The sequence below is a fragment of the Tenacibaculum caenipelagi genome (assembly GCF_004363005.1).
Lineage (GTDB): Bacteria > Bacteroidota > Bacteroidia > Flavobacteriales > Flavobacteriaceae > Polaribacter > Polaribacter caenipelagi.
The window spans coordinates 63,312-85,485 of the sequence record NZ_SNYH01000005.1 but is presented as its reverse complement, the minus strand read 5'-3'; the positions used below and the strand labels follow the sequence as shown (position 1 = coordinate 85,485).

At 30.8% G+C, this 22,174-nt stretch carries 27 protein-coding genes; 13 read left to right on the top strand and 14 right to left on the bottom strand.

Features of this window, described 5'->3' with window-relative positions; all coding sequences use genetic code 11:
- Positions 1–51: 51 nt before the first annotated feature.
- The 4 genes from DFQ07_RS11375 to DFQ07_RS11360 all read left to right on the top strand — a co-directional run bounded on the left by DFQ07_RS11375 (position 52) and on the right by DFQ07_RS11360 (position 3,503).
- Positions 52–1,944: a tetratricopeptide repeat-containing sensor histidine kinase gene (locus DFQ07_RS11375; RefSeq protein ID WP_133536954.1), complete on the top strand. Its 1,893-nt coding sequence runs from the start codon at positions 52–54 to the stop codon at positions 1,942–1,944.
- 6 nt (positions 1,945–1,950) lie between these two features.
- Entirely contained in the window at positions 1,951–2,592 is a 642-nt protein-coding gene (locus DFQ07_RS11370) for a response regulator (RefSeq protein ID WP_133536952.1), read from the top strand.
- A gap of 108 nt (positions 2,593–2,700) precedes the next feature.
- Entirely contained in the window at positions 2,701–3,042 is a 342-nt protein-coding gene (locus DFQ07_RS11365; protein ID WP_133536950.1) for a zinc-ribbon domain-containing protein, read from the top strand.
- Between the two features lie 41 nt (positions 3,043–3,083).
- Positions 3,084–3,503 carry a hypothetical protein gene (locus DFQ07_RS11360; protein ID WP_133536948.1) on the top strand — a complete coding sequence of 140 codons (420 nt, stop codon included), beginning with the start codon at positions 3,084–3,086 and terminating at the stop codon, positions 3,501–3,503.
- A 121-nt stretch (positions 3,504–3,624) separates the two neighbouring features.
- Here DFQ07_RS11360 and DFQ07_RS11355 read toward each other — a convergent pair whose 3' ends face one another.
- From DFQ07_RS11355 to DFQ07_RS11320, 8 genes are all read right to left on the bottom strand, one after another.
- Positions 3,625–4,623, bottom strand: coding sequence for an SAM-dependent methyltransferase (locus tag DFQ07_RS11355; RefSeq protein WP_133536946.1), 999 nt, complete (start codon positions 4,621–4,623; stop codon positions 3,625–3,627).
- Positions 4,624–4,632: 9 nt separating this feature from the next.
- Positions 4,633–5,352 carry an aspartyl/asparaginyl beta-hydroxylase domain-containing protein gene (locus tag DFQ07_RS11350; protein WP_133536944.1) on the bottom strand — a complete coding sequence of 240 codons (720 nt, stop codon included), beginning with the start codon at positions 5,350–5,352 and terminating at the stop codon, positions 4,633–4,635.
- A gap of 177 nt (positions 5,353–5,529) precedes the next feature.
- Positions 5,530–6,672: a geranylgeranyl reductase family protein gene (locus DFQ07_RS11345; protein ID WP_243743972.1), complete on the bottom strand. Its 1,143-nt coding sequence runs from the start codon at positions 6,670–6,672 to the stop codon at positions 5,530–5,532.
- A gap of 52 nt (positions 6,673–6,724) precedes the next feature.
- Positions 6,725–7,738 carry an endonuclease/exonuclease/phosphatase family protein gene (locus DFQ07_RS11340; protein ID WP_133536942.1) on the bottom strand — a complete coding sequence of 338 codons (1,014 nt, stop codon included), beginning with the start codon at positions 7,736–7,738 and terminating at the stop codon, positions 6,725–6,727.
- Between the two features lie 9 nt (positions 7,739–7,747).
- The gene (locus DFQ07_RS11335) at positions 7,748–8,608 is read right to left on the bottom strand and encodes a rhomboid family intramembrane serine protease (protein ID WP_133536940.1); all 861 of its coding nucleotides are present in this window, start codon (positions 8,606–8,608) and stop codon (positions 7,748–7,750) included.
- A gap of 42 nt (positions 8,609–8,650) precedes the next feature.
- Positions 8,651–9,376, bottom strand: a complete 726-nt coding sequence (locus DFQ07_RS11330) for a rhomboid family intramembrane serine protease (RefSeq protein WP_133536938.1) — start codon at positions 9,374–9,376, stop codon at positions 8,651–8,653.
- 9 nt (positions 9,377–9,385) lie between these two features.
- Positions 9,386–11,227 (bottom strand): DNA mismatch repair endonuclease MutL, encoded by a 1,842-nt coding sequence (gene mutL, locus DFQ07_RS11325; protein WP_133536936.1) that lies wholly within the window; start codon positions 11,225–11,227, stop codon positions 9,386–9,388.
- A 4-nt stretch (positions 11,228–11,231) separates the two neighbouring features.
- The gene (locus tag DFQ07_RS11320) at positions 11,232–11,510 is read right to left on the bottom strand and encodes a riboflavin synthase subunit beta (protein WP_133536934.1); all 279 of its coding nucleotides are present in this window, start codon (positions 11,508–11,510) and stop codon (positions 11,232–11,234) included.
- 250 nt (positions 11,511–11,760) lie between these two features.
- On the opposite strand from DFQ07_RS11320, the gene DFQ07_RS11315 reads away from it, so the two are divergent.
- Positions 11,761–12,219 (top strand): protease complex subunit PrcB family protein, encoded by a 459-nt coding sequence (locus DFQ07_RS11315; protein WP_133536932.1) that lies wholly within the window; start codon positions 11,761–11,763, stop codon positions 12,217–12,219.
- Between the two features lie 101 nt (positions 12,220–12,320).
- Here DFQ07_RS11315 and ribH read toward each other — a convergent pair whose 3' ends face one another.
- A complete protein-coding gene (gene ribH, locus DFQ07_RS11310; RefSeq protein ID WP_133536930.1) occupies positions 12,321–12,827 on the bottom strand; it encodes a 6,7-dimethyl-8-ribityllumazine synthase in 507 nt (168 codons plus the stop codon).
- Positions 12,827–13,609 (bottom strand): tetratricopeptide repeat protein, encoded by a 783-nt coding sequence (locus DFQ07_RS11305; RefSeq protein ID WP_133536928.1) that lies wholly within the window; start codon positions 13,607–13,609, stop codon positions 12,827–12,829. The genes ribH and DFQ07_RS11305 overlap by 1 nt, the downstream gene beginning before the upstream one ends.
- A 114-nt stretch (positions 13,610–13,723) precedes the next feature.
- Here DFQ07_RS11305 and recF point away from each other — a divergent pair, with 114 nt between their 5' ends.
- Together recF and DFQ07_RS11295 are read left to right on the top strand one after the other, a co-directional pair.
- Positions 13,724–14,803, top strand: a complete 1,080-nt coding sequence (gene recF / locus DFQ07_RS11300; RefSeq protein WP_133536926.1) for a DNA replication/repair protein RecF — start codon at positions 13,724–13,726, stop codon at positions 14,801–14,803.
- A gap of 82 nt (positions 14,804–14,885) precedes the next feature.
- A complete protein-coding gene (locus tag DFQ07_RS11295) occupies positions 14,886–15,185 on the top strand; it encodes a DUF721 domain-containing protein (RefSeq protein ID WP_133536924.1) in 300 nt (99 codons plus the stop codon).
- 32 nt (positions 15,186–15,217) lie between these two features.
- Here the strand turns inward: DFQ07_RS11295 and DFQ07_RS11290 are convergent, their stop codons facing one another.
- Positions 15,218–15,955, bottom strand: coding sequence for a hypothetical protein (locus DFQ07_RS11290; protein ID WP_133536922.1), 738 nt, complete (start codon positions 15,953–15,955; stop codon positions 15,218–15,220).
- A 79-nt stretch (positions 15,956–16,034) separates the two neighbouring features.
- A complete protein-coding gene (locus DFQ07_RS11285) occupies positions 16,035–16,505 on the bottom strand; it encodes a DUF2938 domain-containing protein (protein WP_133536920.1) in 471 nt (156 codons plus the stop codon).
- A gap of 65 nt (positions 16,506–16,570) precedes the next feature.
- Between DFQ07_RS11285 and DFQ07_RS11280 the strand changes: the two genes are divergently transcribed.
- The gene (locus tag DFQ07_RS11280; protein ID WP_133536918.1) at positions 16,571–16,945 is read left to right on the top strand and encodes a Fur family transcriptional regulator; all 375 of its coding nucleotides are present in this window, start codon (positions 16,571–16,573) and stop codon (positions 16,943–16,945) included.
- Between the two features lie 88 nt (positions 16,946–17,033).
- Here DFQ07_RS11280 and DFQ07_RS11275 read toward each other — a convergent pair whose 3' ends face one another.
- Both DFQ07_RS11275 and DFQ07_RS15610 read right to left on the bottom strand, forming a co-directional pair.
- Positions 17,034–17,453, bottom strand: coding sequence for a nucleoside-diphosphate kinase (locus DFQ07_RS11275; protein WP_028892988.1), 420 nt, complete (start codon positions 17,451–17,453; stop codon positions 17,034–17,036).
- Between the two features lie 249 nt (positions 17,454–17,702).
- The gene (locus DFQ07_RS15610) at positions 17,703–17,861 is read right to left on the bottom strand and encodes a hypothetical protein (RefSeq protein ID WP_166627775.1); all 159 of its coding nucleotides are present in this window, start codon (positions 17,859–17,861) and stop codon (positions 17,703–17,705) included.
- Positions 17,862–18,141: 280 nt separating this feature from the next.
- Here DFQ07_RS15610 and DFQ07_RS11270 point away from each other — a divergent pair, with 280 nt between their 5' ends.
- The 5 genes from DFQ07_RS11270 (at position 18,142) to DFQ07_RS11250 (ending at position 22,135) form a co-directional block, all read left to right on the top strand.
- On the top strand, positions 18,142–19,170 hold the full coding sequence (locus tag DFQ07_RS11270; RefSeq protein ID WP_133536917.1) for a DHH family phosphoesterase: 1,029 nt from the start codon (positions 18,142–18,144) through the stop codon (positions 19,168–19,170).
- On the top strand, positions 19,160–19,699 hold the full coding sequence (gene gldI, locus DFQ07_RS11265) for a gliding motility-associated peptidyl-prolyl isomerase GldI (RefSeq protein WP_133536914.1): 540 nt from the start codon (positions 19,160–19,162) through the stop codon (positions 19,697–19,699). Before DFQ07_RS11270 ends, gldI begins: the two co-directional genes overlap by 11 nt.
- The gene (locus tag DFQ07_RS11260) at positions 19,696–20,421 is read left to right on the top strand and encodes an FKBP-type peptidyl-prolyl cis-trans isomerase (RefSeq protein ID WP_133536912.1); all 726 of its coding nucleotides are present in this window, start codon (positions 19,696–19,698) and stop codon (positions 20,419–20,421) included. Before gldI ends, DFQ07_RS11260 begins: the two co-directional genes overlap by 4 nt.
- Before the next feature lie 89 nt (positions 20,422–20,510).
- Entirely contained in the window at positions 20,511–21,560 is a 1,050-nt protein-coding gene (locus DFQ07_RS11255) for a peptidylprolyl isomerase (protein WP_133536910.1), read from the top strand.
- A 2-nt stretch (positions 21,561–21,562) separates the two neighbouring features.
- Positions 21,563–22,135: a phosphatase PAP2 family protein gene (locus DFQ07_RS11250; RefSeq protein WP_243743971.1), complete on the top strand. Its 573-nt coding sequence runs from the start codon at positions 21,563–21,565 to the stop codon at positions 22,133–22,135.
- Positions 22,136–22,174: the final 39 nt, after the last annotated feature.

Below are 22,174 nucleotides of genomic sequence, written 5' to 3'. Positions count from 1 at the left end.
TGTCAAAGAAAAAACTTCTGTAATTTTGATAGTCAAAGTTGGTTAGAAAAAATGCAATTGAAAATAGAAATAGGTTGGTTAGGAAAAGTTAAAAGAGCATTATTTGTGGTAAAACAAATGGTTGTAATAGTCTGTTTGTTGTTTACCTGTGGTGTGTTATCACAAACAGAAATGCAAATGTTTAAAGCTTTTGGAGTTAACCCCACCATCCCCAACGATTCTCTTTTTGAAAATATAAAGAAAGCAAAAGACTTTACATCAAAATACCAAACCACATTTGAACTGATAGAGTTTCATCAACAGAAAGGAAATATAGATTCTATTATATACTACGGAAATAAGCTTTACACAGAAATTTCTGATCAGAAATTAAAAGACAAAGAAAATTACATAGCTGAAATATCAAGTGTTATAGCTGAAGGAAAACTTGAAAAAGGGCTTTTTGATGAAGCTTTAAAGTGGTTTTTGCGCGGTATTGAACACTCTAAAGAAAATAAGGATAGCAAATTATACATAAAAAATAGAATAGGATTAGGAGTTGTAAAGTTTGTTAGAGAAAAAGAGGAGGAAGGACAAGCAATTATTGAGGAATGTATAGAAAAGGCTCCAAATGAAAAGCTAAAACATGATGCGCTTTTTGAGTTAGGTTTTGTTTTTTATGTTAAAGGAAATCTAGAAGCAGCAAAGGAAAACTACAATAAAGTAAAAGTGTTTTATGTATCTGAAGGTTATACAAAGGAAGCATTGAAAACCGATTTATGGCTGGGTAAAATCTTACAAAGAGAAAACAAGATAGAAGAGGCTTTAGATATATGTTATACTGTTTTTAACCAATCGCTGTCTAGTGGTTTTTATACTTTATATGCAAAAGCAGGAAATACATTAGGGAGTATTTATTTACAAGAGAAGGATTATGAGAATGCTAAAAAAATATTATCTACCGTCTATATAAACTCTATTCAATGGGGAAATTTAGATATTGAGAGAAGAGCTATTTTAGGATTACAAAATGCTTATGCCAAGACAGAAGATTATAAAAATGCCTATTCTTTAATGACCCAATTGAACCGTTTGAATAATCAAATTCTAGAGATTCAAAACAAACAACAAGTAAACGAATTAGAAGTACAATACAAAACACTAGAACAGAAGCAAGAAATTCAACGACAAAAGGCAATGAAAAAGAATATATTGATAGGTTTTCTCATTGTATTAATTCCTGTATTAGGATTGTTGTATATGTACTACCAAAAATTACAAACACAGAGTAAGCTTACTAAAACATTAGAAGAAGTTAGTCAGCAAAAAATAACAACGTTGTTAAAAGATCAAGAATTAAAATTGGTTAAAGCTTCTTTAGAAGGACAAAATAATGAAAGGAAACGTATAGCGAGAGAATTACACGATAGTATTGGTGGTAATTTAGCGACTATCAAATTACAGCTCTCAAATAAAAATACATCAAAGCAAGAAAACCTTATTCAGCAAGTAGATGATACTTATAATCAAGTAAGAGAGTTGTCTCATAACTTGATGCCTAAAAAGTTTAAAGATTCTGCATTTACTTCAATAATTTCAGCATATATTGATAATGTTAAAACACTATCGAAAGAGCAAATCACTTTACAAATACATCCAAAGGAGGAGATAGATGAAGTAGGTGAAAATTTAAAGGTAGAGCTGTATAAAATAATTCAAGAGCTATTAACAAATGCTTTAAAACATGCAAAGGCCACAGAAATAGATATTCAACTTTCTGTATTTAATAATAGCATAAAATTACTTTTTGAAGATGATGGGGTAGGTTTTGATCAAGAAAAGGTAAAATACGGTCTTGGGTTTCAAAATTTAAAAGATAGATTAAAAACCATTGAAGGTAATATTTTTATTAATGCTTTTCCTAACAGAGGTACCGTAATAGATATAGATGTTCCTTTAAATTAGTGCAATATGACATATAATATTATTTTGGTAGATGACCACAAGATGTTTTTAGATGGATTGTTAAGTATATTCAATAATGAAGACACGTACAATATTCTGCTAACGGCTAATAGTGGCGAGAATGTTATAAAATACATAAATTCAAACTCTAATCAACATATTGACATTGTTATTAGTGATATTTCCATGCCTGATATTGATGGTATTACATTAAACGACTACATAAAAAAGGAACGCTCAGAGATTAAAACCTTAATAGTAAGCATGCATACTGATACAAGTATGATAGATACATTAATTAAGAGCGATGTTGATGGGTACTTGTCTAAAAATGCAACACAATCTGAATTGTTACAAGCAGTTAAAACCATTCTTAATGGTGAAAAATACTTTTCTCAATCGGTAAAACAAGCCTATATGGATAATGTTTTTAATAAAGGAAAAGATACTATGGTAATGCTTACCAAAAGAGAGAAAGATGTGCTTAAACTCATTGCCGAAGAATATACTACACAAGAAATTGCCGATAAACTTTTTTTAAGTAAACATACAATTGAGAGTTATAGAAAAAATTTGATCTCAAAACTTAACGTAAAAAACTTAGCAGGCTTAACCAAATATGCCATAAAACTAGGCTTAGTGGAGTAATTTTATAGAATACCCCTGAAAACAGGGTATTAACTTTCGCTAGTTTCAGGCTATTTTAAAAACAACTTCGAACGCATCTTTGTACCGTAATTATTAAGTAATAAAGTTATGGTCATTTTCGGATGGCGTGAAGCCAAAATAAACACACAGCCAATAAATAATCACAGTTGTAATTATTGCAATACACCAGAGCGATTGTTTATACAAGTAAACAGACTATATGTACATATATTTTGGATTCCTATTATTCCACTGTACAAAAAGACATATAGTATTTGTGGCCATTGTAAGTTAGAAATGAGCAAAAGCCAAATGCCTCCTGATTTACAGAAAAAAGCAAAAGACTGTAGACAAACGAGTAAAACTCCTTGGTGGATGTTTTTAGGGCTTTTCATCGTAATTTTTTTTACGCTGTACATGTTTGCAACAGCACTTTTAATTCACAAATAAGTAAATAAATTAACTATAAACCATTTAAATTTTAATTAAACATGATTTACGGAATTTCATTAGTATTTTTAAGTATAGTGGCAGTACCGTCATTAATTTTATCAAAAAAGCCAAACGCAAAAGAATTACTTGAAAAAATAGAACCTTACCAAGGTTGGATTGGTCTTGTATTTTGTTTTTGGGGTATTTGGGGTATTATTTCAGCTATTTTAAACTTAGGTTGGTTAACTACAACTCCAATATGGTGGGGAACTTTTTTAGCAGGAAGTGTTGTTGAAGCAGGATTAGGTTTTATGTTAGGATACGGAATGATTAGTAAACTATTCTTATCAAAAAATGCTGAAGCAAAAGAAAAAGCAGAACAATTGAGGGGGAAGATTGCACCAAAACAAGGAAAATTAGGATTATTAGGAATTGCAGTGGGAGTGTGGATGATTGTTGCTTCTTTCATCTTCTTTTAACCTAATTATTTAAAGAAAAAGAAAAGAAAAAATAAAGATATAACATTGTAAACTAAGGTGTAATAAGGTGGGGATGTGGGGTTTCTATCAAAAAATCAAAAACCTTGTTTGCAATGTTTTTTTATTCAACCTTAGTAGAAGATAGTTGTAAACTAAGTTTTGGATCAGTATCAATAATGTACTGAGAATCAATAATAATATCCTCATTATTGTTATTACTAGATATCGCTTTGATATATTTAGGGGTAGTTAGTCCACTTTCGTTTACTTTTATTTTTATGTCTCTATATACAGTAATCTCTGTAATAACAACAATTTGATTTGCATTTGATAGTTCTTTTCTATCAATAATAGTTTGGTTTTTAGTAAAAGTAAGTTTATTAGAGACTTTATCAAGAGTCCAATCAGGTGAGTTCATAGCTTTTTTACTAACTTCAAACACATTATTAAGCTTTTTAAAGTGTTTTTTATGTGTTTTTATACCAATATGTAAGGTTATTTTTTCAGGTATAAAAACAGTATTAGAAGAAACTTGACTCATCAAATTATAATAGATAGAAACTTGTTGTTCCTTGTCTAATGCTCTTAGCATGGTCTCACTAATTATAAGATTCGGGGTAAGATGGTTCGGGATTTTATACTTAGTTGCATCATCGTTAACTAACGTAATATTAACTGTGTTTAAATTCAGTTTTTGGATGACTTTTTCTAGTATTTTAAAGCTTATAGGATTTATTTCTAATAAGGTATATTGTATGTTAAATTTTAAGTATTTAATAATGATAGGAAGAAGAAGTGTAGCAAAAGGCCCAGTACCTGCATAAAGTATATGTAATGTCTTTTCTTGATGAATTTTTTCTTGAATAGCAGTATCTATTCCTTTGATGAATTTTTTAGTTCGTGCAAAGTCATCAATACAAGAAGCCGCCCATAAAGTACCTATAGCGATACCATTTTCAAGATGAATAGAATCTTGAAAGTTTTCAAGGATTATGTTTTCATTTGAAAGAGAAAGTAATAATTCTTTGTATTCTTTTGATGCTATTGATAACGCTTCGTAATCAAATGTGTCTTCAAAATATATTGATGTAATACGCTGTAACTCTTGTTTAAAATACATGGATAGTTTTTAAGAATTAGGATTGTTTTGCTGTAGTTTTTGTTCTAATTCAATAATTAGTTGTTGAGAAACAGAGGTGTTTTGAAGCTTTAACTCTTCAATCATTAAGCGAATAGTTTTCGGAGATTCTATTTCTTCTTGTATGGGTTGAAAACTTTCTTTTGAAGAAAGTGAAAAAAATAAAGCATCAGACCATTCATTTCTTTCTGCATCAATAACCAAATGAATGCGATCCTCTTTTCCGTAGTTGGCAACGGAATGTATAAAGTTAACATTGGTATACCAACATTCACCTGGAAGCATTTTTAATTGAACATCATTTAAAAGAAACTGAACATTATTATTTGTAATAATTGGAATGTGTAGGCGAAAATTTCCATCTTCATATCCTAGTTTATAATCTCGATGAGGTTTTATTTCAGCACCAGTACCCAATCGTAACAAGCGAGCTGATAAAATAGGACTTTTAATAGAGCTTATTACTTCTTTAAAATACTTGCAATCATTCATTATGGGAGTTTCTAAAACAGCCTTATTATTGTTTTGAAAAGCAAAAATATTAGAGGTATCTCCACTACTTGAGTATAACGGAATGGCTTTCCATTCACCTGTATAACCACTAGTGTTAAAATGCGGAATCCAGTCTTGATTAACAACTAAAGAATAATCGCGTAAAAGTTTAACTATATCAAATTGAAAAGGAAGTTGTAAATGAGAAATGGTGGACATATTTTATAGGGTTATAACGGTTGTAACTAGCTTTAATTCTTTCCGAAACTTGTATAAGTTACTTGAAAAATATAAAACAACTAATTATGTTGTACTAAGTGTAGCTATTTTAAGCATAAACGAGTAAGGTATTTGTGTTAACAAAAAAAGCAATCTGTAACGATTGCTTTTTTATTTTTAAAATACTAAATCTTTAATTCGTTTAGTAATTGTTTTTTTTATATCCTTTGGATAGCTTCTGTCTCCGTGAAAAACATCAGCCATAGCTTCACTAAATTGTTGACCGTATTTTTTTAATAAAATATTTCGGATGCTTTTTTGTTCGTAAAACCATTTAGAGAGCCACAAACCAGTTTGTATTTCAGGTAAGAGGTTCTCAGAAATTTTTTCTAAATATAACTTTTCAGCTAACTTGGGTTCTTTGTTAGCTTCAATAATAGCTTCGGCAGCTAACTTACCACTATAAATAGCGTTTGAAATTCCTTCAGCAGTAATAGGATCAGCAAAACCAGCAGCATCACCAATTAAAAACACATTGTTTTTAACAAATCCATCGGTGCGCGGGGCAACTGGAATTTGAAAACCGTGCTGAGACTCGTTAACAATATTTGTAATTCCCAAGGCTTTTAAATATTCTTGGTAATATTCTTTTAAATTAATTTTTGTTCTTCTTGCGGAAGCAACTCCAATGGATAAATGCTTTTTCTTTGGGAAACTCCAAGCATATCCGTATGGAATAGCATCAATATCAAAACGAACTTCATTCGATAAACGTTCAAAATCTTCTTCAGAAACTTCTACTTCATATTCTAAAGCAGGAATTAATTTTCGAGTATCTTCTTTCCAGCCTGCCATTTTTGCTGTTGGACTCAAAGCACCGTCGGCAGCAATTACAAAATTAGTAGTATAAGTACCTTGTGATGTTTCTAAAGTAATAACATTATCAGAAAAAGAAAGATTTTTTAATTTATGGTTTTCTAGTAAGTCGGCTCCAAATTCTTTAGCCTTTTGAGTGATGAGGTTGTCAAACGAATCACGCATAATCATAGAAATCGTAGGTTGTTCTCTATGCGTTTTAAAGTGCAATTTTTCACCTAAATAAATATCAACAGTATGGAATTCTTTTTCAACAACTTCGTCTATTTCAAAAGGTAAGTTTTTACGACCTCTAAAAACAAAACCACCTCCACACGTTTTGTAACGAGGTAAGGTTTCCTTTTCTATAATTACGGTTGAAATTCCTTGTTGGGCTAAATAAAAAGCTGTTGAAGCACCTGATGGACCACTACCAATAACGGCAACATCGTAATGTTTTATCATGTTGAATCTTTTCGGATAAAAATACACTTTTATTCCTGAAAAAATAATAAATCTACCAATGCAAACGAGCCATGATGGGATAATGGTCAGAAAGCTCTAAGTTATTATACGTTTTAAATTGATTAATAGTGGCTTCTTTGTCGGTTAAAACAAAATCGATACGCATAGGGTAAGCGTAGCGGAAAGATTTACCTAAGCCAATACCACACTCAATAAAGGCATCTTTTTTATTTTTAGCTAATTGTTTGTATGCCCAAGAATAGGCGGTATTATTAAAGTCACCACAAACTATTTTTTTACCAATCCAAGAATTTTCATGCTGCAAAATAAGATTGGTTTGATCTACTTGTTTAACAAATCCGTTGGCTAAACGTTTAAATAAACGTTCGGAGTTTTTTTCTCCAAAATTTTCTTTGTGAGGATTAATTTTTAGGGATTCTAAGTGAACATTGTAAACCCTAATAGTATCATTGTTCTTAATGATATCTGCAAAAATGGTGTTATTAGCACTTTTCTTAAAGTCAAGTGATCCAGAGTTTATAATAGGATATCTAGAATAAATAGCGAGCCCAAATTTATTGGTAGCTGATTTTGTTTTTATGTATTTATAAGGGAGTTTTATATTTAACGATTTCGAATAATAAAACTCTTGTAAAGCTACTATATCTGGACTTTGACTATTGATAAACTTATAAATTTGTTGCTCGATGGTTGTATCATCGTTCCATTTATAGTAATTAAACATTCGAACATTAAAGCTCATTACCTTTAAATCTTTGTTCAAAATAACTTCTTTATTTGAAAATTTAAGAAGCGGAGTAGAGATAAAGAGTCCTACTGATAATACAAGTAATGAAAGTAATGTGTTTTTGTGCAATTTTATAAGCCAATACACCAAAAATAAAAGGTTTATAAGTACTAAAAAAGGAACAAATAAACTAAAAACAGCAAAAGCAGGAATCGTTTTTGGAGATATAAAAGGAAGGACATAAGATAGTAATAAAGCAGTTGCTACAACTGAGTTGATAAAAAACAAAAGCTTGTTTACTAACGAGTTCCTTTTCATGTTTTTGTATTAGTTTTTTCCTTGCTTAAATAAAAACTCTTTTTCGTCTTTACTTAACGTATCATAACCAGATTTACTGATTTTATCTAGAATAGCATCAATTTCTTGTTGATTTTTTGTTTTATTAACGCTATTCTTTGGTGTTTTATTACCAGACTTATAAACTGTTTTTAGTTTTGCCTCTTTTTTGGTGAAAAGTTTTTTTACAGAATTAAAAAGTCCTAATTCTTTATTACTCGCACTACGTACATAAAAGAAACCAAATAAAGCTCCACCAAGATGTGCTAAATGCCCACCAGTATTATTCCCCGCAATTTGTATTATGTCTATTAGAATCAAAAAAATTGCTACATGCCATAATTTAACATAGCCAATTAAAGGAATTTTAAATGAATAATTAGGGATGTAAGTTGCTATTCCAATTAATATAGCAGATGTTCCTGCTGAAGCGCCTAATAAAACATTAATATGAGAGCTGTTTACTAACGCAGGAAAGTAATTATAGCTTAAAATAAAAACAATCCCACCAAAGAATGTTCCTAATAAGTAAAAAGTTAAAAGTTGCTTTTGGGTGAAATAATCTATAAAAAGATTACCAACAAAGAATAAAATTATAAGATTAAACAAGATATGAATGAAACGTGTGTGTAGAAAACCATATGTGAAAATTGTCCACGGCTTTATTAGAAAATCATCAAAGTTGGCTGGTAATGCAAGCCACTCTACTAAAAAGTTAGTTTTTGATTGAAATAAGAAACCAAAAGTGTTGGTAATAAAAGCAAGCAAAAAAACAGCAAGATTTATATAAATAAGTTTTTCTACAATACCAGCATGTTTAAATCGATATTTTAAGTTTTCTAATACATCCATGATATCTAATTTCCTTTAAAGAGATTCTTATAAACTACTAAATTAATGAAACTTGAATTGATTTTTTCTCCAATACCATGCTATGATAAAACCAATAATAGCACCACCAACGTGGGCAAAATGAGCAATATTACCTATAGAGTATTTTGTCATACCAAAGAATAAATCACTTAAAATAATTAACGGAATAAAATATTTAGCCGCTACAGGTACAGGAAAGAAAATTAGAGCCAGTTTAGCATTCGGATATGTTAATCCAAAAGCAACTAAAATACCATAGATAGCTCCTGAAGCTCCGACAGCAGGAGTGTGGTATAAGCTATAAAATTCACTCATCGTTTTGTTTGATAAAGTAATCAAACTATCATTGTACTGTCCAGAATCTAAAATATTTTGAATTTCAATAGGTGAAACTCCCATCGTAATTAACTGCTCATAAATTCCGTTAAATTGATAATAATTTGCAAAGGTGTAAATTAATCCAGCTCCAATACCAGCAGAAAAATAAAAGAATAAAAACTTATTTCTTCCCCACATTTGTTCCAGAGGAGTACCAAATGCCCACAAAGCATACATGTTGAAGAGTAAGTGCATTGTTCCGCCATGCATAAAGATGTGTGTTATGTATTGCCAAACACCAAAATGTTCATTTTTTGGAAAATGTAAAGCTAACAGATTGGTTAAATCCATGTTCAGTAACTGGGGAGCAAAAAACATAATCACATTGATGATTATTAAATGTTTTATTACTTGCGTTAATCTTGGCATAGTGCTTTTTTATTTGTTAAAAATGGCGTCAATTTCATTTAAAGCTAATGTTTTAAATGTTGACTTACCAAATGGTGAAATGTTAGGTTCTTTACAAGAAAATAGGTTGTTTACTAAGTTTTCTTGTTCTTTTAAACTTAACGAAGTTCCTGTTTTTATGGCTAATGATTTGGCAAATGATTTAGCCATAATATCAAAATGACTAAAACTAGTATCAGGGACTTCTAATTTAATATCGTCTAATAATTGCTCTAAAATAAAAGTAATTTGACTTTCGGTTATAGAAGTAGGAATTCCTGCAATTACAACACTTTCCTTTGTAAATTCATCAAACATAAATCCTGCACTTTCCAAATCAGACTTTATACTGTAAATCATTTCAATATCTGATGAAGAAAAAGAGATATTTACAGGAAACAGCAATTGTTGACTACTAGCTTCTTTAACGGTAATGTTTTCTAAAAACTCTTCATATAAAACACGTTGATGTGCTAAAGATTGATGGATTAATACTACACCTGATTTGATAGAACTCAACAAGTATTTTTTTTGAATTTGGAAGGTTTTACCCGTCTCTGTTTCTTGATGAGATTCAAAAAGTTGTTCTTGTTGTATAGGTTCAACAGTATCTATATTTGTGTATAAAGCTTCCCAACTACCAGTGTCTTTCTTAAAGTTTGATTGATAACTATGTGTATTAGTACTTTTAGAAGATGACGGTTCATTATAGCTTGTTTCTGTCTTAAACGGATTAAATGTTGGGTCTACGGTAATAGGTGGAATAGAAGAACTATTTTTTTTACTATAATCGTAAGGAGTGTCTAGAGTAGCGTCTCTGTCAAAATCCAATACAGGAGCAACATTATATTGCCCTAAACTATGTTTTACAGTAGCACGTAAAATAGCATATAAGGCTTTTTCGTTGTCAAACTTTATTTCTGTTTTTGTCGGATGAATATTGATGTCAATCGTATTCGGTGGTACTTCTAAATACAAAAAATACGATGGATGCGATCCGTTTTCTAACAAACCTTCAAAAGCATTAACCACAGCGTGATTTAAGTAAGAACTTTTAATGAAACGGTTGTTGACAAAAAAGAATTGTTCCCCTCGTTTTTTCTTAGCAAACTCTGGTTTCGCTACAAATCCGTTAACGGTAATAATATCGGTATGTTCGTTAATAGGAACTAATTTTTCATTCATTTTAGCTCCAAAAATAGCCACGATACGCTTACGAAGATTGCTCTTTTTTAAATGGTAAACTTCGTTGTTGTTGTGGTGTAATAAAAAAGAAATGTTAGGGTGTGCTAAAGCAACACGTTGAAATTCATCTATAATATGACGAGTTTCAATAGCGTCTGATTTTAAGAAGTTACGACGTGCTGGAATGTTAAAAAACAAGTTTTTAACAGCAATACTAGTTCCTTTAGCAGTTGAAACTACTTCTTGCGAAACAATTTCACTTCCTTCGATTTTTATTTGTGTACCCAGTTCATCATCATCTTGCTTCGTTTTTAATTCAACATGAGCAATTGCAGCAATAGAAGCTAGTGCTTCACCACGAAAACCCTTTGTGTTTAAATTGAATAAATCTTGAGCATCTTTAATTTTAGAAGTTGCATGACGTTCAAAACTCAAACGAGCATCAGTAGCGCTCATTCCTTTACCATCATCAATTACCTGAATTAAGGTTTTTCCGGCATCTTTTATTAATAATGTGATAGAGGTAGCACCTGCATCAATTGAATTTTCAATCAGCTCTTTTACAACAGAAGCAGGGCGTTGAACCACTTCTCCAGCAGCAATTTGATTCGCAACATGATCAGGAAGTAACTGTATGATATCTGACATTTAATTATTTTTTAGGAAAAAAGATTGAAAGGTCAAAATCAATTAAAAACAAGAAAATTAGCGTTAAGATCAGCGCAATAATAACAACAGTCTTGTTTAATCGGTATCCTGATTTTTTTAAGTCATCAAAAGCAGCATTAAACTTTCCTTTTAAATTTTTCTTCTTTCCAATAGTAGTTCTGTATTGGTCAAACTTCTGTTTAATTTCATAAGGGTTACCTTCTCCTTTGTAATAACGAGGTTTGTAATCAAATTTTTTATTTTCTCTTTTGATAATTCCCATAAAAATGTTGCTTCATTTATAGCTTAAGCGGCACAAAAATCACACCAAATAAGACGAAGCTCAAAGTTACTGAATTATAGAGAGGTGGTCAAAATTTATAAATAAATTAAAGTTAAAATGTGCAAAGACATTTTTTTGTTATTTGAATTAATTTATTCTAAAAGTTAAGGTCGCTAAAGTTTTTTGTAAATTTAACGCAACCATTTATTATATAATTACATCTAAAGTATAAATATTAATACTTTCAATTATGAAAATGAAAGAAATACTGTTTTTATTGAGCATCGTTTTTTTGTGTAGTTGTTCCAATAATGAAGACTCTTTACCTAAGTCAATGAAAGTAGATTTTATAAATATAGGAAGAGGGTCTTTATATGGGAATGGAGAAGAAGAAGTTCCTAAATCTAATATGATTATTACAAATGCAAACGATTGGGGGAATTTAATTTCTCAAATGAATACTGTTAATAATGTAAGTGATAATTTTACAGAAGTAGAAATTAACTTTAACGAGTTTACAGTACTTGCTGTTTTTTTGGAAGTAAAAAAAAGCGGATGGGAAATTGAAATCAAAAGTATAACTGAGAATGAAGAAAGCGTTATTCTTTTTATAGAAGAAACAGGTTTTGAAAGCTCAGTAATAACTCAACCCTTCCATATAGTTAAAATACCTAAAACGAATAAAAAAGTAGTAATAGGTAAAGTGTAAGTTTTAATACATTTAACTATATTTTTAAAGGGGAAAAGTGATATAGGTGCATATATTAGTTACTCCAAAAGAAGTGTTTTAGAGCAACTAATTTTTTTTGCTTAAAATCCTAATGAGTTTGAAGTACGCTCTTGATTTTTAATTGCAGCCATTTTAATTGCTGCTACAGCGCACTCAATTCCTTTATTTCCTAATTTTCCTCCAGAGCGGTCGATTGATTGTTGTTTAGTGTTGTCGGTCAATACACAAAAGATTACTGGAACATCATATTTGATATTCAAATCCACAATTCCTTGCGTTACCCCTTCACAAACAAAATCAAAATGCTTGGTTTCTCCTTGAATTACATTTCCAATGGCGATAACAGCATCTAATTTTTGGGTTTCAATCATTTTTTTACATCCGTACACTAGTTCGAAACTTCCAGGAACATCCCAAGAGATAATATTATCTTCTGTAGCTCCGCAATCTAGTAATGTTTCGATAGCTCCCTTATGAAGGTTTTTTGTGATTTCAGGATTCCATTCTGAAACAACAATCCCAAATCGAAAAGGTTTCGCATTTGGGATTGAAGCTTTATCGTAATAAGATAAATTTGTTGTTGCCATTATTGAGCGTATTTTGCACTGTTGATATATTTTTCAATATCTCTACCTTGATCGGTTTCAGCGTATTTTTCTTTAATGGTTGTATATAATTTTTCAGCTTTACTATACTCTTTTAAATCCATAGCAATTTGCGCTGCTTTGAATAAAAATAAAGGAGTTGTAAATTGGTTGTCCTTTTTGTTAGCTGCTTTTTCGTAGTACTCTAAAGCATCTTTAGGTTGGTTAATATCAGCAAAAGCATCACCAATAGCTCCTAAGGCAGTAGGTCCTAATAACTCATCGTCAGAACTAAAACTACTTAAGTACTCGATAGCCTCTTCGTATTTTTTCATTTTTAAGTAAGAAATACCAGCGTAGTAATTTGCTAAATTTCCTGCTTTGGTTCCGCTAAATTTATCGGCAATATCAACAAAACCATATTTTCCATCACCACCTTCTAAACCAAGAGTGTATAAAGAATCAGCAGCTGCACCGGTAGATACATTTGCTTTTTCAAAAAAAGTACGAGGGTATGCTAATTCGTTAGAAGCTTCTTTTTGTGTTGGTTCAGCAATAAATTTGTTATAAGCTAAGTACATTAAGATTAAAGCTGCAATAGCTACCAATCCGTAAAATAATGGCTTGCTGTTTTTCTCAATCCATTGCTCTGATTTGTTCGCAGTTTCGTCTAAAGTATTAAACACTTCAGCTGTAGTACTTTGCGTTTCGTCAAATGTTTCTTCTACTTCTTGTGTAACCTTTTCTTTTTTAGGTTTATAACCTCTTTTCTTGTATGTAGCCATAGTTGCTTAAAAAATTAGTGGCGACAAAAATAGTTTTTTTAATTGGATTTTAAAAGTCGTTTTTTCGTAAATTTTCGATAATTTGCGCTTTCTTTTTCGAAATAACGTTTATTCATGTATTTGCAGAAAATATCATTGGTGAATTTTAAAAATATAGAGTCGCAAACTTTTGATTTTCAAAAGAAAATAAATTGTTTTGTTGGGAATAATGGTATTGGTAAAACCAATGTATTAGATGCAATTTATTACTTGTCTTTTGCGAAAAGTTACTTCAATTCGGTGGCTGGACAGAATATCCGTCATGGTCAAGATTTTTTTATGATTGAGGGTGATTATTTGCTAAATGAACGACAAGAAAAAATTGTTTGCTCTTTAAAAAGAGGGCAAAAAAAAGTGTTAAAACGTAATGGAAAAGTGTATGAAAAGTTTTCAGAACACATAGGTCAGTTACCATTGGTAATTATTTCACCAGCAGATAGAGATTTAATTGTTGAAGGAAGTGAAAACCGTCGTAAATTTATTGACGGAGTAATTTCACAACAAGATAAACAGTATTTGCAAGCATTAATTTCGTATACTAAGATTGTAAGTCAACGAAATGCATTACTGAAATATTTTGCTGCAAACAGAACGTTTGATGCTTTAAATTTAAAGGTATATGATGAACAATTGGTGGAGTATGGAACAATTATTTACAATAAGCGAAAAGTTTTTTTAGAAGAGTTTGTGCCTATTTTTAATATAAAACACCAAATTATTTCAGGGGCAAATGAAGAAGTCAATTTGCGATATAAAAGCCAGTTACATGAGGTGTCTTTAAAAGATTTGTTTGAGCAAAATTTAGAAAAGGATAAGATATTGCAATACACATCGTCTGGAATTCATAAAGATGATTTGAGTTTTGAAATAGGGGAACACCCGATTAAGAAATTTGGCTCACAAGGACAGCAAAAATCATATTTGATAGCGTTAAAATTAGCGCAGTTTGAGTTTATTAAACAACAATCTAACGTGACGCCAATTTTGTTGTTAGATGATATTTTTGATAAGTTGGATGAACATCGTGTAGCACAAATTGTAGATTTAGTGAATAGCGAGGAGTTTGGGCAAATTTTTATTACTGATACACATGCCAATCGTACAGAAGAAGTTATAAAAAAGAGTAATCAAGAGTTTCAAATTTTTAAATTATAAAGTCATTACCAGAAAGTATGACGAAGTAATCTTTGAATGAGTAGCGAGCAATTTTTGTTGGTTATGATAAACAATAAAACAAATGGCTAAAAGAGAAAATAACAGTTTATCGTTAAAAGATTTAATGGGGAGTTTTATTCAAGAGAATAATAATTTAAAAAAAGGCTTTCAAAAAATTCATATTGATGAAGCTTGGGAAAAGTTGATGGGTGCAGGTGTAGCGTCGTATACAAGTGAAGTAAAACTGCAAAACGGAACTTTAATTGTTCGTTTGTCTTCTTCTGTATTGCGTGAAGAGTTGAGTTATGGAAAAGATAAAATCATCCGTATGATTAACGAAGAAATAGGAGAGGAGCTTGTTAAAAAGTTAATGTTGGTTTAGTCTAGGGTTTGTAATGTGTTAAAATAGAGTGTTTATTTTAAAAGATTTGTTTCTGAGCCTGTTAGTGTTTTAATTATTGTTTTTGCGATTTCTATTGAAATTATTTCGCTTAATGCAAGGTCAATAAATTTACCTTTGATTATTTCGAACCAATTCTTTTTGTTTACTCTATTTGTTAACTCTTTTAATTCGTCAATTTCGTCAAAGATTACTTGTTGGCCATAGTTTTGTTTTATTAACATCTCTTTTAATTCTAAAAGTTGTTCTTCTATTTTATCGCGGCTTTCGTGTGAGAAATAATCGCAATCAGATACTATGTTGCTTTCGTAGATATACCATAAAAACAAATCTTTAAAGGGGGTTAGAAAATAGTTATTAAAAGTCCTCTGATATTCATGGAAATCTCTTCCTTTATCATACCAATACCTTGATAATTCGATATAATGAGGTGTTGATTTTTTTTCCTGATTAAACTTTGTTAAAATAGTAAAATAAGCAAAAGCCCCTTGTATATCTGGTGTAAGTAAACTTTGGATTATAATTCGTTTTTCTGAACTTTTGATATTATTAAAGTCAGATGGTAGTTTTGTTTTGATTTCGGAGTAATCATTTTCTATTCTTTCAAGAATTCTATTTGAAATATCCTGATGTTTTAAAAGGTATATTAGTTGGGTAAGCTTGTTTGAGACTTCTGAAAATTCACAATATTCAACATCTGAAATATAGTTTTTGAATTTATTTTCTAGTTCGTTTAGTGTTAATTGTCTCATGTGTTATTAAAGTAAATTATAAAGAGTGAATTCTTTTTTACAAGTGTATTAATCGATAGCTAAAATATTCAATATTATGCTAAAAAAGCATAGCTGTTAAATAGATTCCTAATCCGAAAATAAAATGAGTAACTAGGCTTTTAAAACGTGCTATGTTCGCATTTGGTAGTTTAGAAGCTGCTATTCCAATTCCAAAAGAAGGTTGCATGATGAAAAATGGAGCAACTACAGTTGTTAAACCAATAATAATTGCAGGTTGTAGTGTTGGTGTGTTAAGCCAATCTTTACCATATATGATAACAAGAAGAAATGTAAAGGTGATGCCAATTAGGTAATGCGCTATCCAACCAATAATTAATTCGTAGGGGAAAGGTTTAGTGTTGAAAATTTTATCGTGCTTAAGCTTACCTTTGGTAAGATGACCTAGCCATCTTCCAACAAAGCGATAATCTAAAGATTTTATATTGAAAAGACTTAAAAGGGATGCCCAAATATCCATAGTTAAAGTGGCTCCAATTCCAATAATGATAATTTGTAATGTATGATTCATGCTATTATTTTTTTGGTAAAGATATGCTTTTTTGTTATTATTGCAACATAGTCGCATTAAATAAAATGAAAAGAAGAAATACAACACATTCCAATGAGATTTATTCGTTATTAAAAGATTCTAAATTGGCATTGAGTCATGAGATGATTCAAGAAAAAATGGCTTCTAAAGCTGATAGAGCAACTGTTTATAGGGTTTTAAATAGGTTGTGCGAAGACCGTGTAGTTCATAAAATAATTGGAGATGACGGAAAGCAGTATTTTGCTTTTTGTATGAAGTGCGAAGAAAAGAGACATAAGCACAATCACTTCCATTTTAGATGTGTTACTTGTGGAAAAGTAGAATGTTTAGAAGGTGAGATAAAAGTGGTTTTGCCTGAAAAATATGTGCTAGAAAACTTTAATGGAGTAGTGTCGGGTATTTGTTCAAATTGCGTTTAAAGAGGGGGAGTAATGTTTTTTTAGTAATAAAAAACTCGTTACGATTATGTAACGAGTTCAGTATATAAAGCTTATTTCTTTCTAAGAATTAAAACATTTCTCTACCAGAAAAGTGAAAAGCACCTTCGATAGCTGCATTTTCATCAGAGTCAGAACCGTGCACTGCATTTTCTCCAATAGAAGTAGCATATAACTGACGGATAGTTCCTTCAGCAGCTTCAGCTGGGTTAGTAGCACCAATTAAAGTTCTAAAGTCTTCAACAGCGTTGTCTTTTTCTAAGATAGCAGCGATGATTGGTCCGCGAGTCATAAACTCAACTAATTCACCAAAGAAAGGACGCTCGCTGTGTACTCCGTAAAAAGTTTCAGCATCACGCTTAGTCATTTGTGTTTTTTTCATAGCTACGATTCTAAATCCCGCAGCATTAATTTTTTCTAAAATTGCACCAGTGTGTCCGTTTTCAACAGCATCTGGTTTAATCATTGTAAAAGTTCTATTTGTTGCCATTATTAAATGTAATAAATATCAGTAAATGATAAATTCCTTAATTGTTGTTATTTATACAAATGTTATATAAATCGGCGCAAAAATACACTTTTTAATGTTACTGGCAAGTTAAGGGTATGTTTGGTTAATTTCTTGAAGAATAGTGTTGTTTTTACAGCGCATTTGAAAGGTAACTTTTTTAGTTTCGAAATCAAAAAGTAGCGTACCGTAACTTAACGAGTTTATAACATTACCAATTCTGTAGTTGTTCTATTCCGAAGTAAAAGAAGAATACGCATGAGTGTGTTCGCTTGATGTGAAATCAATTATTGAGTAGTTTACTCCTTCAATAGAGGTTTCAGAAAACTCTGAAATATGTCTGTCACCTGAAAGAAGAATTATATTGGTGTTTGTTGAGTTGTTAATCAAGCTAAATAATTAATCAACTTCATGAGGAAAATTATCCTTTTTTAAATTCGTGTTCTTTTGAAAGCACTTGTACACTGCTAACAATGATAGTAAAAATAGCAGTAGAGTTTGTCAGTTCGTTAGTAAGTTATTTCCATTGAGAGGTTCCTAAAATTGTCTTCTCATTGTATGGGTTAGCTTTGAGGTTTGCTGTATGTCATAGTGGTGTTTTTATTTACGAATAAACAAAAAGAATAACGCAGAAAGGTTAATATAGCATTAATTTGTATCTTCGCCATTTATGATTTTAAAGCACTTTACAGAACTACAAGAATTTTTATCACAGCCTAGAGATATTGTGATTATAGGACATAGAAATCCAGATGGAGATGCAATAGGTTCTACTTTAGGATTGAAGCACTATTTAGATAAAAAAGGGCACACTACTCAGGTGTTAATGCCAAATGAATACCCAGAATTTTTACATTGGGTTCCGGGTTCTGAAACTGTAAAACGTTTTGATCGTCAAAACAAGCAATCTGTCAGAGCTTTAGCTAAATCGGATATTATTTTCCTATTAGATTTTAACGCGTTGCATAGGGTGGGAGGTGATATGCAGAACACTTTAGAGCAATACGAAAACGATTTTGTTTTGATAGATCATCATCAACAACCAGATGACTTTAAGTATATGTATTCAGATACATCAATGTCTTCTACTTGCCAAATGGTATATAATTTTATAGAAATGATGGGAGATGTTGAGTTGATTAATAAAGATATTGCTACTTGTTTGTATACGGGAATTATGACGGATACAGGTTCGTTTCGTTTTCGTTCAACCACGAGTACTACGCACAGAATTATAGCAGATCTAATAGATAAAGGAGCTGAGAATGATAGAATTCACAGCAATGTGCATGACTCAAATTCATACAATAGATTGTTGTTGTTAGGTAAGGCATTAAGTAATATGAAGGTGTTGCCTGAATATAAAACGGCCTTTATTACACTATCTGAAGAAGAAAAAAGACAATTTAATTATGAGAAAGGAGATACTGAAGGAGTTGTAAATTATGCCTTGTCTTTAAAAGGAATTGTATTTGCTGCTATTTTTATTGAAGATGAAGAACAGGGAATTATAAAAATCTCTTTCCGCTCTAAAGGAAGTTTTTCTGTTAATCAATTTGCGAGAAATTATTTTGGCGGAGGAGGTCATGATAATGCTGCTGGTGGTAAAAGTGAAGATACCCTAGAAAATACGATAGCGAAATTTAAATCGTTATTACCTAAATATCAACACGAATTAGAAGCCTCGTATGAAGTATAGATTGTTAGTTTTTATCAGTGTTATTATTGTTTTAGTTTCTTGTAAAGAACCAGAAGCAAGAAGGCCAAAACAACAAGGTACAACCAATTTTTATCATGAAGTTGTAAAGAAAAATAAAAAACTAAATGCTTTAGAGAAAAAGTATTTAGAAGGTTTGATGGCACTTGATACGGTGAACCAATATATAACTTCAGCTAATGGTTATTGGTATACCTATGTTAAAAAAGATACTCTAAATGCAAAATCTCCTAAATTTGAAGACGTTGTACAAATAGTGTACAATATAACAGATATAGAAGGGAATATCATTTATGAAAATAAAGAACGAAGTTATAAGGTAGATAAGGAAGACTTTATACCAGCACTACAAGATGGAATAAAGTTGATGAAAATAGGAGAAACTATTACATTTGTGATTCCATCGTACAGAGCTTTTGGAGTTACGGGAGATGGAAATAAAATAGCTGTTAATCAGCCAATACAAAGTACATTAACATTAATCGATATAAAATCAAAAAAAGAAGAATGAAATTAACCAATATTTTAGCAGCAACAGTTGTAGGTTTATCAATTGTCTCATGTAGTAACGGTCAGTTTAAACAAAAAAGTTCATTAACGTCAGAAGTAGATTCTGTAAGCTATGCTATAGGTTTAGATATGGCGACTAAAATCAAAGCAAATTTTGGTGAAATGGATCAAGATTTATTTGTGCAAGGGTTCAAAAACGGAATGGATTCTACAAACTTATTAGTAGAAACTAAAGATATCAATAACATTTTAAGAACATTTTTTCAGAAGAAACAACAAGAAAAAATGAAGAAAATGCAAGAAGAACAAGCTAAAAAGGCTGAAGCTGAATTTGGAGATAACAAAAAATCAGGAGAAGAGTTTTTAGCAGAAAATAAAACTAAAGATGGAGTAAAAACTACAGATAGTGGTTTACAATACATCGTTTTAAAAGAAGGAGAAGGTGAGGAGCCAAAAGCGACTTCTAGAGTAAAAGTTCATTACCATGGAACTTTAATTGATGGAACTGTGTTTGATAGTTCAGTTGAAAAAGGTGAGCCTATCGAGTTTGGAGTAGGTGATGTAATTAAAGGTTGGACTGAAGGTTTGCAATTAATGAAGTCAGGTGCAAAATACAAGTTTTTTATCCCTCAAGAATTGGCATACGGAGCTCAAAGTAGAGGTCAGCACATCAAACCATTTTCAGCTTTAATTTTTGAAGTAGAGTTGTTAGAAGTTAAATAGTAAAATATAAATATTTGAAAATCAATTAGGTTAGTGCTTGTTGCTAACCTAATTGATTGTTTATAAAAGAATCATAAATATTAATATAGATGAAATTAATTAAAGTTTTAATTGCGGTTTTAGTGTCGTTTACAGCTTGTAAGTCTGCTAAATATCCTAATTTAGAAAACGGACTGTATGCCGATATTCAAACAAATAAAGGAGATATTTTAGTGAAATTGTTTAGCGAAAAAGTTCCTATGACAGTGGCAAACTTTGTGTCTTTATCAGAAGGAACTAATCCTAAAGTGGCAGATTCATTAAAAGGTGAACCTTTTTATGATGGTACTATATTTCATCGTGTAATTAAAGATTTTATGATTCAAGGAGGAGATAGAACAGGTAAAGGTAATGGAGATGCAGGGTATACTTTTGCAGATGAATTTCCTATAGATGATGAAGGTAAATTATTGTATAAGCACGATGGTCCTGGTGTATTGTCGATGGCGAATTATTCAAGACCTGTTACTAATTCTAGTCAATTTTTTATTACTCATAAAGCGACACCTTGGTTAGATGGCGGGCATTCAGTTTTTGGACGTGTTTTAATAGGACAAAATGTTGTAGATACCATTCAAAAAAATGACTACATAGAACGTGTGGAAATTTTAAGAGTAGGAGAAAAAGCAAAAGCTTTTAATGCTCCAGAAGTTTTTGAATACGAATTAGCTAATGTTGAGAAGAAAGAAGCAGAACGTAAACAAAAATTAGAAGAACTGAAGAAAAAATATCAAGAAGAGCAAGGAATTAATGACGCTGTTACTACTAACTCAGGGTTGAAAATATTATCCTTACAAAAAGGAAATGGTGAAAAAGTAAATCCAGCACTGCCAACTACAGCTCATTACACATTGTTTTTAACAGACGGAAAAAAAATAGATTCAAGTTTAGATAAAGGAGAGCCATTCGTTTTTACAATTGATGATGAAAAATTTCCTTTAATTGCTGGTTGGAAAGAAGGAGTAAAAACGATGAGAGAAGGAGATAAGGTAAGGTTGTTTATACCTTCTTATTTAGGGTATGGAGATCGTAAAGTAGGTCCAATTCCTCCAAAATCAGATTTAATTTTTGAAATAGAAGTATTAAAAGTAGGGAAATAGTTTTGATAGAAAATATATTACAGAAAGATAAAGAGCTGTTAATTTATCTTAATAATTTAGGTAGCGAGCAGTGGGATGGTTTTTGGTTAACTATTACTAATCAATTTACATGGACACCTTTGTTTGTTTTGGTGTTGTTTTTAGTATTTAAGCAATTCGGGTGGAAAAAAGGAGTATTTACTCTATTGTTTATAGCTGTAATTGTGGCTTTTTCAGATCAGTTCACTAACTTAATTAAGAATACAACAGAAAGAATAAGACCTTGTAATACTGAAAGTTTAAAAGGTTATTTAAGAGAGTTTTCTTATAAGCCTAGAGGATATAGTTTTTGGTCAGGGCATGCATCGTTATCTACAACGATAACCACATTTATGATTTTGTTGTTAAGGAAGCATTATAAAGTAATTTATTTTATGGTTTTATTTCCTTTAATATTTGGTTACAGCAGGCTTTATTTAGGAGTACATTTTCCAGTAGATGTTACTAGTGGATATATTTCAGGAATAATATTCGGAATACTATTTTATAAAGGATATGTGTTTTTACAAAATAAAATAGGTTTTAAAGAAGCGTAATTTAGAAAAGAATAGAAAAAATAATTAGAAATGAAAAAA

Excerpts from the sequence above, each read along its gene's own strand:
- DFQ07_RS11375 (WP_133536954.1), top strand. The coding sequence starts at position 52 with ATGCAATTGAAAATAGAAATAGGTTGGTTAGGAAAAGTTAAAAGAGCA.
- DFQ07_RS11370 (WP_133536952.1), top strand. The coding sequence starts at position 1,951 with ATGACATATAATATTATTTTGGTAGATGACCACAAGATGTTTTTAGAT.
- DFQ07_RS11365 (WP_133536950.1), top strand. The coding sequence starts at position 2,701 with ATGGTCATTTTCGGATGGCGTGAAGCCAAAATAAACACACAGCCAATA.
- DFQ07_RS11360 (WP_133536948.1), top strand. The coding sequence starts at position 3,084 with ATGATTTACGGAATTTCATTAGTATTTTTAAGTATAGTGGCAGTACCG.
- DFQ07_RS11355 (WP_133536946.1), bottom strand. The coding sequence starts at position 4,623 with ATGTATTTTAAACAAGAGTTACAGCGTATTACATCAATATATTTTGAA.
- DFQ07_RS11350 (WP_133536944.1), bottom strand. The coding sequence starts at position 5,352 with ATGTCCACCATTTCTCATTTACAACTTCCTTTTCAATTTGATATAGTT.
- DFQ07_RS11345 (WP_243743972.1), bottom strand. The coding sequence starts at position 6,672 with ATGATAAAACATTACGATGTTGCCGTTATTGGTAGTGGTCCATCAGGT.
- DFQ07_RS11340 (WP_133536942.1), bottom strand. The coding sequence starts at position 7,738 with ATGAAAAGGAACTCGTTAGTAAACAAGCTTTTGTTTTTTATCAACTCA.
- DFQ07_RS11335 (WP_133536940.1), bottom strand. The coding sequence starts at position 8,608 with ATGGATGTATTAGAAAACTTAAAATATCGATTTAAACATGCTGGTATT.
- DFQ07_RS11330 (WP_133536938.1), bottom strand. The coding sequence starts at position 9,376 with ATGCCAAGATTAACGCAAGTAATAAAACATTTAATAATCATCAATGTG.
- mutL (WP_133536936.1), bottom strand. The coding sequence starts at position 11,227 with ATGTCAGATATCATACAGTTACTTCCTGATCATGTTGCGAATCAAATT.
- DFQ07_RS11320 (WP_133536934.1), bottom strand. The coding sequence starts at position 11,510 with ATGGGAATTATCAAAAGAGAAAATAAAAAATTTGATTACAAACCTCGT.
- DFQ07_RS11315 (WP_133536932.1), top strand. The coding sequence starts at position 11,761 with ATGAAAATGAAAGAAATACTGTTTTTATTGAGCATCGTTTTTTTGTGT.
- ribH (WP_133536930.1), bottom strand. The coding sequence starts at position 12,827 with ATGGCAACAACAAATTTATCTTATTACGATAAAGCTTCAATCCCAAAT.
- DFQ07_RS11305 (WP_133536928.1), bottom strand. The coding sequence starts at position 13,609 with ATGGCTACATACAAGAAAAGAGGTTATAAACCTAAAAAAGAAAAGGTT.
- recF (WP_133536926.1), top strand. The coding sequence starts at position 13,724 with ATGTATTTGCAGAAAATATCATTGGTGAATTTTAAAAATATAGAGTCG.
- DFQ07_RS11295 (WP_133536924.1), top strand. The coding sequence starts at position 14,886 with ATGGCTAAAAGAGAAAATAACAGTTTATCGTTAAAAGATTTAATGGGG.
- DFQ07_RS11290 (WP_133536922.1), bottom strand. The coding sequence starts at position 15,955 with ATGAGACAATTAACACTAAACGAACTAGAAAATAAATTCAAAAACTAT.
- DFQ07_RS11285 (WP_133536920.1), bottom strand. The coding sequence starts at position 16,505 with ATGAATCATACATTACAAATTATCATTATTGGAATTGGAGCCACTTTA.
- DFQ07_RS11280 (WP_133536918.1), top strand. The coding sequence starts at position 16,571 with ATGAAAAGAAGAAATACAACACATTCCAATGAGATTTATTCGTTATTA.
- DFQ07_RS11275 (WP_028892988.1), bottom strand. The coding sequence starts at position 17,453 with ATGGCAACAAATAGAACTTTTACAATGATTAAACCAGATGCTGTTGAA.
- DFQ07_RS11270 (WP_133536917.1), top strand. The coding sequence starts at position 18,142 with ATGATTTTAAAGCACTTTACAGAACTACAAGAATTTTTATCACAGCCT.
- gldI (WP_133536914.1), top strand. The coding sequence starts at position 19,160 with ATGAAGTATAGATTGTTAGTTTTTATCAGTGTTATTATTGTTTTAGTT.
- DFQ07_RS11260 (WP_133536912.1), top strand. The coding sequence starts at position 19,696 with ATGAAATTAACCAATATTTTAGCAGCAACAGTTGTAGGTTTATCAATT.
- DFQ07_RS11255 (WP_133536910.1), top strand. The coding sequence starts at position 20,511 with ATGAAATTAATTAAAGTTTTAATTGCGGTTTTAGTGTCGTTTACAGCT.